At 54.7% G+C, this 18102-nt stretch carries 17 protein-coding genes; 11 read left to right on the plus strand and 6 right to left on the minus strand.

All coding sequences use genetic code 11. The features are described from left to right. Positions 1–71 precede the first annotated feature (71 nt). Positions 72–794 (plus strand): ribonuclease PH, encoded by a 723-nt coding sequence (rph, locus tag V8L70_RS19530; RefSeq protein WP_008959048.1) that lies wholly within the window; start codon positions 72–74, stop codon positions 792–794. Positions 795–902: 108 nt separating this feature from the next. Here rph and V8L70_RS19535 read toward each other — a convergent pair whose 3' ends face one another. Further along, positions 903–1670 (minus strand): exodeoxyribonuclease III, encoded by a 768-nt coding sequence (locus V8L70_RS19535; RefSeq protein WP_008959049.1) that lies wholly within the window; start codon positions 1668–1670, stop codon positions 903–905. A 141-nt stretch (positions 1671–1811) separates the two neighbouring features. Between V8L70_RS19535 and pyrE the strand changes: the two genes are divergently transcribed. Further along, on the plus strand, positions 1812–2477 hold the full coding sequence (gene pyrE, locus V8L70_RS19540) for an orotate phosphoribosyltransferase (protein ID WP_101145477.1): 666 nt from the start codon (positions 1812–1814) through the stop codon (positions 2475–2477). On the opposite strand, the gene V8L70_RS19545 is transcribed toward pyrE, so the two are convergent. Then, positions 2478–2948 carry a tRNA (cytidine(34)-2'-O)-methyltransferase gene (locus V8L70_RS19545; protein ID WP_008959051.1) on the minus strand — a complete coding sequence of 157 codons (471 nt, stop codon included), beginning with the start codon at positions 2946–2948 and terminating at the stop codon, positions 2478–2480. Positions 2949–3047: 99 nt separating this feature from the next. On the opposite strand from V8L70_RS19545, the gene rep reads away from it, so the two are divergent. Continuing rightward, positions 3048–5117, plus strand: coding sequence for a DNA helicase Rep (rep, locus tag V8L70_RS19550; protein ID WP_101145478.1), 2070 nt, complete (start codon positions 3048–3050; stop codon positions 5115–5117). Positions 5118–5224: 107 nt separating this feature from the next. Here rep and V8L70_RS19555 read toward each other — a convergent pair whose 3' ends face one another. Then, positions 5225–6088 (minus strand): c-type cytochrome, encoded by an 864-nt coding sequence (locus V8L70_RS19555; protein WP_101145479.1) that lies wholly within the window; start codon positions 6086–6088, stop codon positions 5225–5227. A gap of 184 nt (positions 6089–6272) precedes the next feature. Further along, positions 6273–7208 carry a GNAT family N-acetyltransferase gene (locus tag V8L70_RS19560; RefSeq protein WP_101145480.1) on the minus strand — a complete coding sequence of 312 codons (936 nt, stop codon included), beginning with the start codon at positions 7206–7208 and terminating at the stop codon, positions 6273–6275. A 114-nt stretch (positions 7209–7322) separates the two neighbouring features. On the opposite strand from V8L70_RS19560, the gene V8L70_RS19565 reads away from it, so the two are divergent. From V8L70_RS19565 to V8L70_RS19600, 8 genes are all read left to right on the plus strand, one after another. Continuing rightward, positions 7323–7964 (plus strand): thermostable hemolysin, encoded by a 642-nt coding sequence (locus V8L70_RS19565; protein WP_101145481.1) that lies wholly within the window; start codon positions 7323–7325, stop codon positions 7962–7964. After that, on the plus strand, positions 7948–9408 hold the full coding sequence (locus tag V8L70_RS19570; protein ID WP_101145482.1) for an AMP-binding protein: 1461 nt from the start codon (positions 7948–7950) through the stop codon (positions 9406–9408). Before V8L70_RS19565 ends, V8L70_RS19570 begins: the two co-directional genes overlap by 17 nt. Next, positions 9405–10097: an iron-containing redox enzyme family protein gene (locus tag V8L70_RS19575; RefSeq protein WP_101145483.1), complete on the plus strand. Its 693-nt coding sequence runs from the start codon at positions 9405–9407 to the stop codon at positions 10095–10097. Before V8L70_RS19570 ends, V8L70_RS19575 begins: the two co-directional genes overlap by 4 nt. Next, a complete protein-coding gene (locus V8L70_RS19580; RefSeq protein ID WP_101145484.1) occupies positions 10084–10926 on the plus strand; it encodes an SDR family oxidoreductase in 843 nt (280 codons plus the stop codon). The genes V8L70_RS19575 and V8L70_RS19580 overlap by 14 nt, the downstream gene beginning before the upstream one ends. After that, on the plus strand, positions 10923–11588 hold the full coding sequence (locus V8L70_RS19585) for a tetratricopeptide repeat protein (RefSeq protein ID WP_101145485.1): 666 nt from the start codon (positions 10923–10925) through the stop codon (positions 11586–11588). The genes V8L70_RS19580 and V8L70_RS19585 overlap by 4 nt, the downstream gene beginning before the upstream one ends. 11 nt (positions 11589–11599) lie before the next feature. Continuing rightward, positions 11600–12274 (plus strand): response regulator transcription factor, encoded by a 675-nt coding sequence (locus V8L70_RS19590; protein WP_101145486.1) that lies wholly within the window; start codon positions 11600–11602, stop codon positions 12272–12274. Next, on the plus strand, positions 12271–13656 hold the full coding sequence (locus V8L70_RS19595; protein WP_101145487.1) for an ATP-binding protein: 1386 nt from the start codon (positions 12271–12273) through the stop codon (positions 13654–13656). The genes V8L70_RS19590 and V8L70_RS19595 overlap by 4 nt, the downstream gene beginning before the upstream one ends. 130 nt (positions 13657–13786) lie before the next feature. Next, complete coding sequence (locus V8L70_RS19600; protein WP_101145488.1) at positions 13787–14386, plus strand: CBS domain-containing protein; 600 nt, start codon at positions 13787–13789, stop codon at positions 14384–14386. A 92-nt stretch (positions 14387–14478) separates the two neighbouring features. Here V8L70_RS19600 and nhaD read toward each other — a convergent pair whose 3' ends face one another. Next, positions 14479–15945 (minus strand): sodium:proton antiporter NhaD, encoded by a 1467-nt coding sequence (nhaD, locus tag V8L70_RS19605; protein WP_101145489.1) that lies wholly within the window; start codon positions 15943–15945, stop codon positions 14479–14481. 370 nt (positions 15946–16315) lie between these two features. Further along, on the minus strand, positions 16316–17800 hold the full coding sequence (locus tag V8L70_RS19610) for a Tn7-like element transposition protein TnsE (RefSeq protein WP_336270412.1): 1485 nt from the start codon (positions 17798–17800) through the stop codon (positions 16316–16318). Between the last annotated feature and the right edge of the window lie 302 nt (positions 17801–18102).

The following is an 18102-nucleotide window of genomic DNA, read 5'->3' on the forward strand; positions in this document are numbered from 1 at the left end:
TGGAGGGCTTTTACTAGTTACGCGTTTATTGAGAGGTACTATTTGTGAGCAGCGCTAAGCGTCCTGATGTTGTGCGTCCCAGCGGTCGCGAAGCCGACCAGCTCCGTGATATTCGCCTGACCCGCGATTACACCCGTCATGCGGAAGGCTCTGTGCTGGTGGAGTTTGGCGATACCAAAGTGCTGTGTAATGCCAGCGTAGAAGCCGGTGTGCCGCGCTGGCTGCGCGGCAAAAATCAGGGCTGGGTCACCGCTGAGTACGGCATGCTACCCCGCGCGACCCACACCCGTAGTGGCCGTGAAGCGACCCGCGGCAAGCAAGGCGGCCGCACGCTGGAAATTCAGCGTTTGATTGGCCGCAGCCTGCGTGCCGCGGTCAATTTAAAGAAGCTGGGTGAGTTCACCATTACCGTGGATTGCGATGTGATCCAGGCCGATGGCGGTACCCGCACCGCAGCGATTACCGGTGGCTGCGTGGCGCTGATCGATGCGATCCGTTATCTACAGCGCGAGAAAAAGATCAAAGCCGACCCTTTCAAGCAGTTGGTCAGTGCTATTTCCGTGGGTATTTATAAAGGCGTGCCGGTGCTGGATCTGGATTACCCGGAAGACAGCAAAGCCGATACCGATCTAAACGTGGTGATGACCGAAACCGGCGAGTTAATCGAAGTGCAGGGCACCGCCGAAGCAGGTGCATTCAACCGCGCCGAGCTAAACGGCATGCTTGATTTGGCCGAGAAGGCAGGCGATGCGCTGCGCGACCATCAGCGCGAAGCGCTGGGTATTCGTGGCTAAAAATTAACGCCCGCCACAATGCAACAAGCCGACCCAAGGGTCGGCTTGTTGCTTATTACCACTTATTACCTACTGACTGCGACGCGGGAAAAGTTCGTTGCCTAGCGCTTAGAGCGCTAGGTCGTACTCAATGATCAGCGGTGCGAACTCGGAGAAGGTCGCATCGTAATCAATCCACGCGTCGACCACGTGGCGACGGAAGTTGGGGCCGACTAATTGATAGTCGATCCGCCAGCCTTCCTGGCGTTCACGGGGCACGTCTTGGTCAAGCTTCGGCCACCAGGTGTACTCGCCTGCATCGCGGTTAATTTCGCGGAAGGTGTCGATAAACCCAGTGGGGCCAAGCACCTGATCCATCCAGGCGCGCTCTTCCGGGCGGAAGCCTGAGGTCAGTTGATTGTCCGACCAGTTAGCCAAGTCGACGGTTTTGTGGGCAACATGCCAAGTGCCGCAGAGGATGTATTCGCGACGTTTGCGAGACATCTTCGTCAGGTACTCCTGGTACTGCTCCATAAACGCCTGTTTGGCTTTTTGGTCACTTCCATCAGGCATCAGGAAAGAGACAATACTGAAGCGTTCATAATCCGCCTGCAGAAAACGTCCTTCATGATCACACTGAGGAAACCCTAGGCCATACATAATCGCCTTGGGGATTTTGCGGCAATAGAGTGCCACACCGGAGAAACCATCCTCTTCGGCATCCAGGAAGTAGCCTTCATAGCCTTCCGGATACAGAATGTGGTCACCCAGTTCAAAACTTTTTGCCTTGATGTTCTGCACGCAGACTACGTCGACATCCTGCTGAGCCAGCCAGTCCAGGAAGCCACGATCGACGGCATCACGAATACCATTGACATTGATGCTGGCAATTTTCATAAATCGTCCCTTTTGCGTCGCTGCTGTATGATACCCGACGTTTAGACGTTTGGGTAAAGGCAGCGACTAAAACTTGCCATTTACCCTACTTTTATTGTTGCTTTCGTGCCGATTTAAACCTACCGCCTAGTGAGGAACGCCGTGGCTACCACTCTACAACCCTACCAGCGCGATTTCATTGCCTTTGCCATTGAGCAAGGCGTGCTTAAGTTTGGCGAGTTTACGCTTAAATCTGGCCGTGTCAGTCCTTACTTTTTTAACGCCGGGCTTTTTCAGACCGGGCGCGCGTTGGCCAAGCTGGGGCGTTTTTACGCTCAAGCAATTGTCGATAGCGGCATCAATGCCGATGTGCTGTTTGGCCCCGCTTACAAGGGCATTCCGCTGGCAGCGGTTACAGCGGCGGCACTGGCCGACCATCATGATATTGATATGCCCTACGCCTTCAACCGCAAAGAGGCTAAAACCCACGGTGAAGGTGGCAATATCGTGGGTGCCGAGCTTTCCGGCGATATTTTAATTATTGATGACGTGATTACCGCGGGCACCGCGATTCGCGAAGTGATGACGTTGATTGAGCAGAGCGATGCCCACGCCGCTGGAGTGATCATTGCGCTTGATCGTCAGGAACGCGGCCAGGGCGAACAGAGTGCGATTCAGGAAGTACAGGCTCAATACGGTATGCCGGTGGTCAGCATCGTTACTCTTGAGCAAGTGCTCACTTACTTGGAAGAGCATGCTGGAGGCGAAATGCTCGCCTACGCCGAAGCGATCAGGGCCTATCGTGACCGCTATGGGATTACGCGCTGATTAGACCGGTAGCGCGCCAGTGAAACCTTGCTGGCGCCACGCTTCGTAGCTCACAATAGCCACGGCGTTGGAGAGGTTCAGGCTACGGTTGTTGGGCTGCATAGGCAGGCGCAGTTTGTGCTCAGCGGTTAGCGCTTCGTGTACCTGGGCCGAAAGCCCAGCGGTTTCAGAACCAAATAGCAGCACATCGCCCGGGGCAAAGTCGGCATCGCTGTAGGTGCGCGTGCCTTTGGTGGTAATCGCCCAGATGCGCCGCCCCTGCATGGCCTGCTGAAAGGCGTTAAAATCCGCATGGCGAGTGACGTTGTCGAGATCACGGTAATCCAGCCCGGCGCGACGCAGCTTTTTCTCTTCCAGGTCGAAGCCAAGCGGCTCAATCAGGTGTAACCGGCAGCCATTGTTGGCAACCAAGCGCATGATATTGCCCGTATTGGGCGCCATGCGCGGTTCAAAAAGCGCTACTTCAAACATCTCCACCTGCCTGTTTATTATGCCTTCGCCAAGCGGCTGATTGTACTTGAAACCGTACTTGAAACCGACTAGCAACTCTCGTAGAGGATGACCGACGCCATGACGCCTGCCACGCCCAAGAGCATTCTAAGTCGCATTAAAGGGCTCAACCCGCGCCAGCAGGAAGCCGTGCGCTACATCGATGGCCCCTGTTTGGTGTTGGCGGGCGCAGGGTCCGGTAAAACCAGCGTTATCACCACTAAAATTGCCTATTTGGTGCAAGAGTGCGGGATGAGTGCGCGCAAAATCGCGGCGGTGACCTTCACCAATAAAGCCGCCCGGGAGATGAAAGAGCGCGTCGGCCAGATGTTGCACGGCAAAGAGGGCCATGGGCTCACGGTCTCCACCTTTCACACCCTGGGGCTGAATATTATCCGCGGCGAGCTTAAAACCCTCGGCTACAAGCCCGGTTTTTCGTTGTTTGACCCGGAAGATGCCAAGGCGCTGCTACGCGATTTGATGAACAAAGATGCCCAAGTGGACGCCGAGCAGATCAACGCCGTGCAGAGCAAAATTTCCACTTGGAAGAACGACTTGGTACTGCCCAGCGATGCCCTCTCGTTTGCTGCCGACGACGATGAGCACTTTGCCGCCCGGGTGTATGAAGCCTATGTACGCCACCTGAAAGCTTACAACGCGGTGGATTTTGACGACCTGATTCTGCTGCCGGTGGTACTACTGCAACGTGATCCTGAAGCGCTGGAGCGCTGGCGGCGCAAAATCCACTACATGTTGGTGGATGAGTATCAGGACACCAACGTCTCCCAGTACCTGCTGGTGAAACTGCTCATGGCCGAGCGCTCCACCTTTACCGTGGTGGGTGACGATGATCAGTCGATTTACGCCTGGCGCGGTGCACGGCCTGAAAACTTGATTACCCTGGGTGAGGATTTCCCGCGCCTGAAAGTCATCAAGCTGGAGCAGAACTACCGCTCTACCGCCACGATACTGCGCGCCGCCAATACGCTGATCGCCAATAACCCCCACGTTTATGAGAAGACGCTGTGGTCTGATATGGGCGACGGCGCGCCCATTCGGGTGATCGTGAATCGCCATGAAGAGGCGGAGTCTGAGCGGGTCGCCAGCGAAATGCTCACCCGGCGCATTAAAGAAAAAGCCGAGTGGCGGGACTTTGCGGTGCTTTATCGCGGTAATTTCCAGGCACGATTATTAGAGCTTAAGCTGCAGCACTACCAAATTCCTTACAAGCTCTCCGGTGGTACGTCGTTCTTCTCGCGTAATGAGATCAAAGACACCATGGCTTACCTGCGCCTGCTAATTAACCCCGCGGACGACAACGCCTTTTTGCGCATTGTGAACGTACCGCGCCGTGAAGTGGGCCCTGGTACGGTAGAGAAACTCGCCAACTATGCCACTGAGCGCTCGATATCGCTGTTTGCCGCCTGCCACGAGCTTGGGTTGGAGCAAGTACTGCCGACCCGAGCGACAGAGCGCTTAAGCCGCTTTACCCACTTTATTGATGGCGTGCGTAAGCGCATGGATCAAGGCGATGCCATTGCCGCGATTCGTGACATGCTGCGGGATATGGATTACGAAGCCTGGCTGTACCAAAACGCCAGCGCGCCCACCGTGGCCGAGCGCCGCATGGCCAACGTGTGGATTTTGATCGACCAGCTAGAGAAGTCGCTTAACCGGGACCCGGAAGAGAATACCGATTCCACCGATACCGAAACCGACGGCGTTCAAGCGGCTATTTCACGCTTGGTACTGCGCGATATTCTGGAGCAGCAGGCGGAAGAGGATGACTCGGATAGAGTGCAGCTACTTACCATGCACGCCTCCAAAGGGCTGGAGTTCCCGCATGTCTATTTGATGGGGCTAGAGGAAGACCTGCTGCCCCACCGCAACGCCATTGAAGTAGGCACCGTGGAGGAAGAGCGTCGTTTGGCCTATGTGGGTATTACCCGGGCGCGGCGTACGCTGACGTTGACGCTTGCCCGCCAGCGTAAAGCCTACGGTGAACTCATGGACTGCCAGCCGAGCCGCTTTTTAGAAGAGCTGCCCGCCGAGGACCTGGAGTGGGAAGGCCGAGCAGATAAAGAAGACCCAGAGAAAAAACAGGCCCGGGGTAAAGATGCCATTGCCGGGCTGCGCTCGCTGCTGGGGTGATTGATAAGATAGGCAGATAAAAGTAATCCACAGGGCGGTGACTAAAACGCCCTGTGGATAAAGTTACCAAGCTGAATAAAGCTGCTGTTTGTCGTTACTGCTTAACGTTACTGGGCTTCCGCCATTAAGTAATCGACAACGGCCATCACTTCTTCATCCGATAGGTTGGGATTGCCGCCTTTGGCTGGCATAGCGCCAATGCCGTTAATGGCGCTGGCGTAAAGCTCATCAGCCCCTTTCTCTAAACGCGCCGCCCAAGCTTCGGAGTCGCCTTTGGTGGGAGCACCCGCAACGCCATTATCGTGGCACGCCACACAGCCAGAGCTTGCGTAGAGGGCTTCACCGTCTAAATCGCTACCGCCACTGGCTTCTTCGGATGCGGCAGCGTCTTCTTCACTCGCCGCGTCGTCGTTAGCAGCCATCTCTTCTTCAGCCGCAGCATCACCTTCAGCAGCGGCGGTCTCTTCAGCCGCTCCCTCGTCTGTTGCTGCCTCTTCAGAAGCAGCGTCATCACCACCGCCTAATTCTGGTACTTCCATTACCGGTTCAACCATATAGGCAACCGCTGCTTCGACTTCTTCGTCGGAGAGGCTAGCGTTGCCGCCTTTCGCTGGCATGGCACCAATACCGTTAATCGCGTGATCTAACAGCGTGGCGAAACCTTGTTCGGTACGTTCAGCCCAAGCCTCTTCATCACCGCGGATGGGTGCACCCGCAGCGCCGGATTCGTGGCAGGCGCTACACACGTTGCCGTAAATACCTTCACCGTCGATATCACCGCCACTGCTGGCGCTATCGCCTGCAGGTGCGGCTGCGGTTCCACAGTCTTGACCTTGCAAACAGAGTTGACCCACCGGCGCTAAACGCTCGGCAATCGCATCACGTGCGGCATCATCTTGGGCATAAACACTGGATGTGCCCGCCATGAAGCCGAGGGCCACCAGCCCGCTCATGATCAGCTTAGCTTTCACTCTCACCACCTCTTGAGTATTGTCATCAAACGTTTGTTCTTAACCCCTGTGCGCGGCAGCGCCACAATCGACGATGCACCGACGAGACGCCAAGACGTGCGTATGGGGCTAGTATAACGGCAACGCAAAGCGCAAGAAAATGCTACTAAGCGCGCCTATGCCACCAACGACTGCTATTTAGGCCTTATTGAGGTGCTTCACTCCTTCCGCCACCCCCTTTCCACGCTAATAAACGCTGCTGTGCATAATGCACAAAACCAGCCTCTTGATAGAGCCGCTTGGCCGGCAGGTTGACGCCATCCACCACTAGCATCACCTCTTGCACACCCGCCTGCTGGGCAAGCTCAAGAGCGCTATTCAATAGCGCGCGGCCCAAGCCAATCCCACGCCATTCAGGCGCTAGCCCCATCAACATAAGCTCCCAACGGCCTAACGACGGGCGTGGCGCCAGCAGCAAAACACCAGCCACGGCATCTTGATAATTGACGGTGTACCAGTGCTGTGGCGCCTGGGGATCCTGTTGATGGAACCCGGTCAACAACTCTTGCACCGAGAGTACGTCGCGCAAGGGGCGACTATCCAGCGAATCGTGCCCCACGGCGGCCAACAGGGCCAGCTGTTGCGTTTGCGAAAACTCGCCAAATGGCTGCAGTGACAATGGCCTTGCTTCCTTCATTACTAAACGGCGGTGACTGCTACCGGTTAAATGCGCCAGGTTGGCCAAGCGCTGCATGCCATGCTCTAGCAACAGCGCTTCTGTTTCAGCGGCCTGGGGTGAAAGCGTCAGATGGCAGAGGCGAATAGGCTGATTATTTACCCACCTATAGGCGGCATGTAGCAGCGCGCGGGCATGTGCGCCTTCGGCCTTGGGTAACCACAGCTGGGCCATGTTCATCGGCAAGGGTTGCACCCAGATAGCGCCCCTTAGCTGTCCCGCGTCAAGGCTTATCCATAACCCGCCCCACTGTTCGTCTGGCTGATCGTACGTTGTCTTTACCGCCCCGCTCAGAGCGGTTTGCTGCTCAGGATCATGAGCGGCCGCCAACTGCAGCAGCGCCTCGCGACGTAGCGAGGGAGGACACTGCACGGTCTCAAGGGGCGTTACCTGCGAGGAGGTCATCTATGCGTTACCTCTCCATTGCTCGGTCAACACAGAGATAAATATTTATCCCTGCTTAAGTTTTCGTTAAGTAAACCCGCCCAGAGTGTCGGAAAACACGATGGAGATCACCCGATGGCTCGCCTACGTTCACTCCCCACTGCGCTGGCAACACTGGATTGGCACGAAGCCCTCAATTGGCAGGAAAAAGCGATGCTTCAGCAACTGATTCAGCAACGCTTCGCCCAGCAACACAGTGCTTATATCCAGCATTTTCTGCCCCGCCTGTTTGGGCTGTGGCAGGCGGGGCAACCGCAAGCGGCGGTAGGGCTGCGCCTTGCCAGCAGCGGGCCACTCTTTCTGGAGCGCTACCTGGATGGCAAGGCCGAACAGGTTATTAACCATGGGTTTCAGCAGTCACTTGCCCGTCGAGATATTGCCGAAATTGGCAATCTGGCCAGCCTGCGCCCTGGCTTACAGCGGCAGCTGTTTATCTACCTCGCTCATCAACTGGCGGCGGAAGGCATCGCTTGGCTGCTATTTACGGCCACGCCTGAAGTCGCCAACGGCCTGCGCCGCCTAGGGCTTGAACCACAACCGATTACCCCTGCCGACCCTAATCGACTAGGCGAAGAGTCGCATCTCTGGGGGCGCTATTACCAGCATCGCCCCTGGGTGATGGCCGGTGATCTTCGCAGCGCCATGCACACGCTCCAGGCTCAGTCAGCCTCCACAGAAACAGATAGTGAAGAGGTACTGCATGCTCGCCTTGCCTAATGCGCTAATGGCGCGGCTTGCCCACCATGCCCAGCAAACCCCACAGCGTACCGCACTTAGCGATGGTGAACAGACTTTGTCGTATGCAGATGTCATTCACCACGTCGCCCAACGACGCCAGCGCTTACGCGATGTTAACGCACGACGTGTTGCGCTAGCGCTGGATAACGGGCTGGAGTGGGCGCTATGGGATTTAGCCCTGATGGCCGAAGCGTGTGTGGCCGTGCCTATTCCCGGTTTTTTCAGCGAACAGCAGCGCCGCCACGTGGTTCAGCAAGCGGGCCTGGATAGCTGGATTGGGCATGGCGGGGAGCCCTCCGGTTTTCAAGCCACCCACGACGCAGCCATTGCCCAGCGCCGGGTTGATCATTTCCCTGCGTTACACGCAGGCACCACGCGCATCACCTTTACCTCGGGCACCAGCGGCACCCCCAAGGGCGTGTGTTTGGATAATGCGGCGCTGCTGACCGTTACCGAAAGCCTGGCGGAAGTTGTGGCACCGCTTGATATACGCTGCCACTTAGCCATGTTGCCCCTCTCCACGCTGCTCGAAAATATCGGTGGGCTTTATTTACCGCTATGGCTGGGTGCCTGCAGCATTTTACCGGGGATGGCCACGTTAGGTTGGCAGGGGGCTAGCGGTTTTAACGCTCAGCTCGCCCTTGATGCCATTGAGCGCTACCAACCCAACAGCATGATTTTGGTGCCTCAACTGCTTCAAGCGTTGGTCAGCGAGTCCACAACGGCGCCCGATAGCCTGCGCTTTGTGGCGGTGGGCGGCGCGCAGGTTGCCAACACACTGCTCTCTCAGGCCCGGCGTGGCGGATGGCCGGTCTATGAAGGCTATGGTTTATCCGAAGGCACCTCGGTGGTCTGTCTTAATCGCCCAGGAGAACCAAGCTGCGGCGTTGGTAGCCCACTGCGCCACGCCCAGATCCGCATTGATCGCGAAGGCCAGCTGCATATTCGCGGCGCCTTGATGCTGGGTTATATCGGCGAAGCGCCTTGCGGCGACTGGTACGCCACGGGGGATACCGGTCAATGGCAGGATGACACCATCGTGCTCAATGGCCGCCAGCGGGAAGTCTTTATTACCGCCTATGGCCGTAACGTCAACCCGCAATGGGTAGAGGGCGAGCTCTGCACACAGCCTGCCATTGCCCAAGCCATGGTGTATGGCGAGGCCCTGACCGCTAACCGCGCGCTGATCGTGCCCGCTACGCTCCATACCACCAATGCCCAAATAGACGCTGCCCTCAAAGCAGTCAATCGCACGCTACCCGATTACGCCCAGGTGCATGAGTGGCAGCGCGCCGCCCCCTTTACGCCCCACAACCAACAACTCACGGCCAACGGCCGCCTACGCCGCGACACCCTGCTAGCCGCCTATGGCCACTGGCTAAGGGCCGTCGTGACCGATACACCCAAAGGAGTAACACCATGACCGCTTACCAACAGCTGCAAGACGCTACCCAAGACGCTCGTCACTGGTTGCTGACCACCCCCATCGTGACCCGCGCTCTGGCGGGCAATGTTTCCCTAGAGGAGTATCTCGCCTTTTTAGGTCAGGCGTATCATCACGTTCGTTTCACCGTGCCACTAATGATGGCCTGCGGCGCACGTCTGCCCGACCGGCTCGACTGGTTACGCACGGCGCTGGTGGAGTACATCGAAGAGGAGCACGGTCATGAAAAATGGATTCTGGACGATATCCGCGCCGCGGGCGGGGATGCAGATGCCGCCGCTGCCGCCCTGCCAGACCCCGCCACTCGGTTAATGGTGGCCTGGATTCGTGACGCTGTAGAACACGGCAACCCGGTGGCGTTTTTCGGCATGGTGCAGGTGCTGGAAGGTACCAGTACCGCGCTTGCCACCCAGGCCGCCGAACGCTTACAGGATAGCCTTTCGCTTCCCAACAATGCCGTGCGCTATCTCACCTCCCACGGCAGCCTGGATATTGGTCACTTGGCCTTTTTTGAAGAGCAGATCAATCAGCTAGGTGCCGACGATCTGGCCGTGGTGATTGATAGCGCCAATATGTTCTACCGCCTGTACGGGGCGATGTTTAGAGGCATCGAAGCCCGCTGTCAGGGTGGTCGCGCGGTGGAGGAACTTAGTCATGCGCTTGCCTAGCCTGGCTTGGCCTAGAAAAAACAGGCTGCCCGGCGGATGGCCGGGCCAGCGAATTTTAATCACCGGCGCCAGCGGCGGTATTGGTATGGCCCTGGCCGAAGCGCTGGCGCAGCGGGGCGCGCACCTACTGGTAAGTGGTCGCCAACAAAACGCGCTGGCTTCGTTAGTCGACCGTTTTCCCAAGCACATCACCGCCGTTAGCGCTGATCTAACCAACGCGAGTGATCGCAGCCGCTTAGTCAGCGCTGCGCAAGAGGCAAGCTGCAATATGTTGATTAATGCCGCTGGCAGTAATCAGCAGGGATTTTTTGATACTGCCAGTGACAGCGATATCGAACAGCTGGTGGCGATTAATCTGACCGCCACCCTGCAACTGACCCGCGCGCTGCTTCCCCAGCTAATGGCTGGCCCCCGAGCGACGATTATCACCATTGGTTCGACGCTCGGGCGGCTGGGCTACCCAGGCCAAGTCACTTACTGCGCCACCAAATTCGCCCTGCGCGGTTTTAGCCAAGCGCTGCGCCGAGAGCTGGCCGATACCCGTGTGCGGGTGATGTATATCGCCCCACGGGCCACCCGCACCGCGATGAACTCGCCACAAACCGAGGCACTCAATGAGGCGCTGGGCAATACCATCGACTCTCCTGACGCCGTTGCCCTGGCCATTATCAATGCCGTGGAACAGCAGCGTGAGGAACTACAAATTGGCCTGCCAGAACGCTTCTTTACCCGCTTGAATATGCTATGGCCAGGCGCTGTTGACCGGGCCCTGTTACGCCAACTGCCCGTCATTCGCCGGTTCGTTGCCACCAAGGAGTCTTCCTCATGATTATGCTAGCTTTCAAAACGCTGCGTACCACGCTACTGGCTAGCGCCATTGGCTTGATAAGCCTTCAGGGGTTTGCCAGCGAGGTCGACAGCGCGACTGTCGCCGCATCGCTTACCGAACTACAGCAGCGTTGGGCGGAAATTAACTATACGCTGCCGCCGGGTGAACAGGCGGCAGCCTTCAGCCGCTTGGGCGACCAGGCTGAACAGCTCGTCAAACGCTACCCGGACGCCGCCGAACTGCATATCTGGGCCGGTATTATCCGCTCGACAGAAGCAAGTGCCAGTGGTGGGCTGGGCGCGTTGGGGCTGGTAAAACAGGCTAAAAAGGAGCTTGAAACCGCGCTGGAACTGAACCCGCTGGCGCTGGATGGTTCGGCCTATACCAGCCTGGGTGCGCTCTATTATCAGGTTCCCGGCTGGCCACTCGGCTTTGGCGATGAACAAAAAGCCGAATGGCATTTGCAAAGAGCCCTTGCGATTAACCCCGAAGGGATCGACAGTCTCTATTTCTGGGGCGACTATTTACATGAGCAGGGTCGTGATACAGAAGCGCGTCAGGCATTGGAAAATGCACTAGTAGCGCCACCCCGGGCGGGGCGTGAATTGGCGGATAATGGCCGCCGTGACGACATTCGCCAGTTAATGTCAGAACTCGAATAATAAGGATCCCTATGCGCATTTTGCTGGTTGAGGACGACCCCAGTTTAGCCTCGGGTATCCGTTTAGCGTTAAAACCCGAGCACTACACGGTGGATCACCTTAGCGACGGAGCTACCGCGCTGAATGCGCTAACAGAGGGAGAACCGTTTGACGCGGTGATACTGGATTTGGGCCTGCCGCGTATGGATGGAATGGCGGTGCTGAACGCTGTCAGGCGCCACGGTAGCCAAGTTCCTATTTTGGTCCTGACAGCCCGCGATGCAGTAGACGACCGCATCGCGGGGCTGGATGCAGGCGCCGATGACTATTTAACGAAACCTTTCGAAGTGGCGGAGCTGAAAGCCCGACTCCGCGCCTTGCTGCGCCGCAGCCAGGGCCAGATCAGCAGCATATTGAACTGTCGAGGCATCCGCCTGGATCCGCACACCTTGAACGTCAGTTATCAAGGCCAAGACGTCAGCCTATCGAGGCGTGAGTTGACGCTGCTGCAAGAGTTTATGAGCCACCCTGGCCGGGTGTTTACCCGCGATACCTTGACCCGCCTGGTCTACGGCTGGGACGAGGATGTTGAGAGTAACGCCATTGAGGTGCATATCCACCATTTACGCCGCAAGCTGTTTACCGACGTCATTCGCACGGTGCGCGGCATTGGCTATGTGATGGATAAGCCAAAGGATGACGTATGACGTCTATTCGCCAACGCACCCTAGGACTGGCGCTACTGGTATTTGGCCTAAGCATGCTGGTAATCGGCTTTGTCAGCTACCGTTATGCCGCCCATGAAATAGAAGAACTTTACGATGCCAGCCTGGCGCAGAATGCACGCTTGCTGGAAGGGTTGTTACAGGCACCACTGCCGGATGCTGACCGCAATGTGCTACTAAACAGTCTGGAAAGCGCCTTGCAGCGCGCCCGTCAGTCCGACAAGCGCTTTGCGGGCCACCGCTACGAAAGCAAACTGGCCTTTCAGCTGTGGGAAAATGAGCAACTGCTGCTGCGCTCCGCCACGGCCCCTGAAGCGCCCCTTGCCCAACAGCCCATCGGCTACTCAACGCTAACCGTGGGCGAGCACGATTGGCGGGTGTATGTACTGGATGTGCCGGACTCCGCAAGCCGTGTGGTGGTCAGCGAGCGCGAAGACGTGCGCGGCGAACTGATCAGGGCGGTGGCGCTTAGAACGCTGTTGCCCGACCTGATTGGCCTGCCACTACTTACCGCGCTGCTATGGTGGTCGATTGGCTGGGGGCTGGCGCCGCTATCGCGTATGGCGGAGCAGATACGCAATCGCGATCCGCATAATTTGCAGTCCTTAACGCTTAGCCCGCTGCCCCAGGAGTTAGACACCATCTCGGGGGCGCTGAACCGACTTTTGGAACGCCTTCGGCTCATGCGCGTGCGCGAGAAACGTTTTATTGCCGATGCCGCTCACGAGCTGCGCACCCCTTTGGCGGTACTTGATTTGCACGCCCAAAATGCCCTGGCTGCGGATAACCTCGAAGATCGCCAGGAAGCGCTCAACCACCTGCGCGGTGGGGTTGCCCGAGCCACGCGCCTGGTTACCCAGCTATTGACGTTGGCGCGCCTGGAGCCCGAGGAGGAGTCGCAGCCTGAATATCGCCCGGCCAACCTACTCAGTGAAGCGCGGGAGACCCTGGCCAAGCTTTCGCCGCTGGCCGCAGAACGCGAACAGCAGCTGCTGCTCAATGCCGATGAGCAGGCGGAGTGGTTAACCTTGGAAGAGCCGGGCGCGATTGAAACCCTGGTACAGAACCTGGTGGGTAATGCGATTCAGCATTCGCCTATTCAAAGTACGATCACTATCACGCTGGCGGCAACGCCACGAGGTTTTCAATTAATGGTGGATGATGAGGGCCCCGGCATACCGATCAATGAACGCAAAAAAGTGGTGGAGCGTTTTCAACGTGCAGGTCCCAGCGCAGGGTCTGGGTTAGGCCTTTCTATCGTCGAACGGCTAGTCAAACGACATGGCGGTACCCTTCAGCTTGAGGATGCGCCCAGCGGGGGGTTGCGCGTACGTATTGCTCTACAGCGCCCACAAGAGACGTAATATTTTCTTTGCTTCCTAAGCTGAGTTTTATGCATCTCTTAAGGTTGTGGTAAGAATTGCGTGCAACTGTGGTGTAACACGGTGAGCCAGATAGCCACGGCTCACTTTTACTCCACAAGAAGGCCCCCCGATGAACCAAGTAACCTTTTCACCTAAACCCTTAACCCAATTAAGCTCGGCTCCCCTACTGGCCATGCCAGCGGCGAAGCGTTTATCACCCACCAGCCCAGCGATGACCGTGCTTACCGATTTTTCTCAGGTAGTGCCTCAATCCGTTAAAGCCGATACGCCGATAGACGACGCTCACCTTAAGATGCGTCACGGCGGCGTGCGGTTGCTGTTCGTCATGGATCAGCAGGCACACTGTATTGGCGTTATTACTTCCAAAGAGGTGATTGGTACACGCCGTATTAATATTGCGATGCAACAGCGTAACCTCAGCCGCGAAGAAGTCACCGCTGAAATGATTATGACCCCGTGGCACAAGCTAAGCGCCATGCCTATTTCTCAGCTGGGGTCACTGACGATTGAAGACCTTGTGCTATCGATGGAAAGCTTTACCGACCAACATCTCTTGATCACTGAGTACAACGATAGCCAAGAACTCAGAATTCGCGGCATTATCTCCGCAAGCGATATACAGAGCGCGGTGGGTAAAGATATCAACCCGGTGCCAATGGCCAAAAGCTTTGCCGACATTTGCCATGTCATTACGGGCCACGACTTATAAGGATTGGCGTTTAACGACATTATTGACGCCCGCTAACGAAACGCCCCGCATTGAATAAACAATGCGGGGCGTTTTAGTTTGCTATATAGCGCTTAAAACAACGCGGCGTTAATCCATAAATGCGCCGCGATGCTGGCAACATAGCCTAACAAAATGGCTGGCACCCAGCGTAGGTGAACGGCAAAGGTATAAATACCGCGTGCCTGACCCATCAAAGCAACGCCCGCAGCAGAGCCCATCGAAAGCAAGCTGCCGCCCACGCCAGCGGTTAGCGTAATCAACAACCAGTTGCCCTCAGACATATCCGGGGCCATGGAAAGCACCGCGAACATGACCGGAATGTTATCCACAACGGCCGAAATAAGCCCCAGCACCACGTTAGCCCACACCGGGTTCCAACTACCGTAAAGCGTTTCGGAAAGCAGGCTGAGGTAACCCATAAAGCCTAGGCCACCCACGCACATCACCACCCCGTAGAAGAACAGCAGCGTGTCCCACTCGGAACGCGCAATACGGCTGAAAATATCAAACGGCACCACACTACCCAGCTGTTCCAGCTTCTTCCAATCGCCCCGGCGCGAGTAACGCTCCCGCTTGCGTTCAAGCGAGCGCGGCAGGCTGCGGCGCAGGTAATAACCGAAGAACTGCAGAAGGCCTAAACCAAACATCATGCCCATCGCAGGCGGTAAGTAGAGGATCGAATGGCACAGCACCGAGATTGCCACGGTGATCAAAAACAACACGATAATCCGCCGTGCGCCGCGCTTAAGCCACACGTTCTCTTTCAGCGAGGCAGGCTGACGATTGACGATGAAGAAATTCATGATCACCGCAGGCACCATGAAATTAATGATCGCCGGAACCAGCAGCGCAAAGAAGCCGGCAAACGGCACTTGGCCCGCCTGCCATACCATCAGCGTAGTGATATCGCCAAACGGGCTGAAGGCGCCGCCCGCATTGGAAGCGACCACCACGTTGACGCAGCAAAGGCCGATAAACTTCTTATCGCCTTCGGCTACTTTAAGAACTACAGCGCACATCAGCATGGCGGTAGTCATATTGTTGGCGATCGCCGAAATACCGAATGCCATGACCCCGGTAATCCAGAACAGGCTGCGATAGCTGAAACCTTTGCGCACCAGCCAGGAACGTAGCGCGTCAAACACGCGGCGCTCTTCCATAGCGTTGATATAAGTCATCGCCACCAGCAGGAACAGCAGCAGCTCAGCGTATTCAAGCAGCGTTTCACGGAAAGCGGCTTCTGCCTCTTCCGGCATCCCCGCTTGTACGTAAACCCAGGCGACCAGCGCCCAAATAAGGCCAGCCGCGACCAGTACCGGCTTGGACTTGCGCATATGCAGTAACTCTTCACTCATCACCAACGCATAGGCGAGCACGAAGATCACGACAGAAGAGATACCGGTTAGCGTAAGGGTAAGATCAAGAGGCCCAGCGGCGGCATAAGAGAGAGAAGGAAAGATAAAAAGCGAGCAGGCGAGCAACAACCAAGCGACCCGGCTAGCATAATGCCGAGTTGCGAGGACGTTTGGTGGTTTCATGGCGATATTATCCAATCAGGAGGGGGGAAAGACCGCCACGATAATAAGCACCCTAACGACATGCTGCAACGCAACGGTTGCGCATAAGATGCGGCGTATTGCCGCATCTTGTAAAGCGTTTTTATTAGTTTAACTAAGTGTCGGAAGCGAATAAAGTTTGATAAAAAAAGGGCTAATTTCGCTCAAAAATTGATCAGCCTGGCCGTAAAGTTTGATATTTTTTTAAGCCCACCAGGACATAGACGTGAAAATAGAAGATAATAAAGTTTGATAATTTTATTAACTATGCCCATAAATGGATCCGCATATCATGTTGCAACAGCTCTCAACACTACACTTCCTCGCCATCTCCAATAAGAAGATGGCCTAATCAAAGCTCAGTCTGTTCACCCTGTTGAACTTGATCTTCATAGGTCTGTAACTGCGGCATCATATCCTGAATTCGACGGTCGAGACTAGCTACCCAGGAAGCGTGGTAAACTTTTGCTGGAACAGGGTCACCGCCATAATATTTATTTGGATGTCGATTCAGTCTAAATGTAGCCGCATGCTGTTTAATTATAGCCTTATCCCACTTGACACCATTTTTGAAGCAACCTTCTAATATATCCGTCAAACTGGCATCACTGTCTCCACTAAAAGAAATTAACAAATTACTTAAAAAGTGTTTTTTAATTATTATTTCAGTGTCGACATCTACAATAGTAAAATAAATACCTTTATATTTCACCACTGCTATATGGCATCTGATAGGTTCATCATTTATTGTATCTAATTTTTTTTCATTGTTTGAAGAGTTATTTAAATTGTAACATTTCATAGTTTCTACTGTGTAAGAATATTTTTTCTTAAGGTCTTTAATAACTTCTTCAAAGATGAAAAACTTTTCTGTCGGCTTTATCTCAACAAGTTTACTCTTCTCATCCGGCTCGGGCTTTCCTTGAAAGTCATTAACGTTGGTATTATTTTCTAGCTCACGAGCATCACCGTGATCAAGGCTGTTGCCGGCACTCACTTTATCATTAATGACCTCAGCATCTTCAGCTGGCTTAGCCGATGGTTTCTTAGACGTCTTATCGGTACTTTTACTAATCGAAACACCAGGGTTTAAGCTAAAACTAAAAGTATTATCATTAATAGTATATGCTCTTTTTGTTTTTGAAGGTGGGATATTTAAAGCCATTTCCGGGTTATTATCCATACGCTCAGAAAACTGCCTTAAAAAATTGTCATGCAAACCCTTGCTACTCTTGTTTTTAAAATCCGGATGAAAAACTTTAATTTCTTTATCATGGAATTTTTTAGGATTCTGAACACCCACTGCTTCCCTTACAACAAAAACCTGCCCTAAGTTAGGAACATGTTCAATTTCCCCTAGAACTTTTAATTTCCAATTTTTCATATTTGGTGGTGAAAAATCAAACATCCATTGAAGGGTGTTTTTACTTATCCAGGCTTCATATATAGACCCAAAGCTTCTTTTCACGTCTTCGTCGAGCAACAGCCAGGAAAAGTGTGCTCTTTTGTTTTTGCTCTCAAGTTGAGAAACGGGATATTTAGCAACCCAGTCAACATTAATAATGGTAGTCTCGTCTGTTTCTTCTATTCGAGCAATACTGAGTAAACCATTAGGTCTAAATGCTGCCCTTACAAGATGTTTATTATGAAAATAAAGAACACGAGCAAGCTCCATTTTGGAGATAATAATAGTTTCATCTCCATTGATTACCTTTAACCACTTTCTATCTGCATAAACAATATTTTCGATATTATCGCTAATGTAGAACTCTTTGTTATTATTGAAATGAGTGCCAATACGTCTGGCATCGTTATAAAAGCTCCCTTCCACCAACATTGGAAGTAAATTAATAGAGACAAAGCTTTCTGGATGTCCAGAAAATTTAAGCGATACATATATATCTTTTTGGAATAGCTTTTTTACCCTAATGCTAAAAGAACCAATTCGTATCAGCTCTGAGTTTTTTGGGAGCCGCTTAAATCCAGTAAGGAATACCTGAATCCGTGAGACCGGCCCTCGGAAGCACTTCTAACCCACTGACCTGCATGGCAATATAGCCATTATCGCCATTCACCCAGACAGTGCCATGCCCAACATAAAGTTCCGCGCCAGTCGCCGCACCCTCACCAGCCACGCCG

It is taken from the genome of Vreelandella arctica (assembly GCF_037070215.1).
Classification (GTDB): Bacteria; Pseudomonadota; Gammaproteobacteria; order Pseudomonadales; family Halomonadaceae; genus Vreelandella; species Vreelandella arctica.

Bases quoted from the DNA above. Each gene is read 5' to 3' on its own strand.
- V8L70_RS19535 (WP_008959049.1), bottom strand. From the start codon at position 1,670: ATGAAAATTGCCAGCATCAATGTCAATGGTATTCGTGATGCCGTCGAT.
- V8L70_RS19545 (WP_008959051.1), bottom strand. From the start codon at position 2,948: ATGTTTGAAGTAGCGCTTTTTGAACCGCGCATGGCGCCCAATACGGGC.
- rep (WP_101145478.1), top strand. From the start codon at position 3,048: ATGACGCCTGCCACGCCCAAGAGCATTCTAAGTCGCATTAAAGGGCTC.
- V8L70_RS19560 (WP_101145480.1), bottom strand. From the start codon at position 7,208: ATGACCTCCTCGCAGGTAACGCCCCTTGAGACCGTGCAGTGTCCTCCC.
- V8L70_RS19565 (WP_101145481.1), top strand. From the start codon at position 7,323: ATGGCTCGCCTACGTTCACTCCCCACTGCGCTGGCAACACTGGATTGG.
- V8L70_RS19570 (WP_101145482.1), top strand. From the start codon at position 7,948: ATGCTCGCCTTGCCTAATGCGCTAATGGCGCGGCTTGCCCACCATGCC.
- V8L70_RS19575 (WP_101145483.1), top strand. From the start codon at position 9,405: ATGACCGCTTACCAACAGCTGCAAGACGCTACCCAAGACGCTCGTCAC.
- V8L70_RS19580 (WP_101145484.1), top strand. From the start codon at position 10,084: ATGCGCTTGCCTAGCCTGGCTTGGCCTAGAAAAAACAGGCTGCCCGGC.
- V8L70_RS19585 (WP_101145485.1), top strand. From the start codon at position 10,923: ATGATTATGCTAGCTTTCAAAACGCTGCGTACCACGCTACTGGCTAGC.
- V8L70_RS19590 (WP_101145486.1), top strand. From the start codon at position 11,600: ATGCGCATTTTGCTGGTTGAGGACGACCCCAGTTTAGCCTCGGGTATC.
- V8L70_RS19595 (WP_101145487.1), top strand. From the start codon at position 12,271: ATGACGTCTATTCGCCAACGCACCCTAGGACTGGCGCTACTGGTATTT.
- V8L70_RS19600 (WP_101145488.1), top strand. From the start codon at position 13,787: ATGAACCAAGTAACCTTTTCACCTAAACCCTTAACCCAATTAAGCTCG.
- nhaD (WP_101145489.1), bottom strand. From the start codon at position 15,945: ATGAAACCACCAAACGTCCTCGCAACTCGGCATTATGCTAGCCGGGTC.
- V8L70_RS19610 (WP_336270412.1), bottom strand. From the start codon at position 17,800: ATGTTGGTGGAAGGGAGCTTTTATAACGATGCCAGACGTATTGGCACT.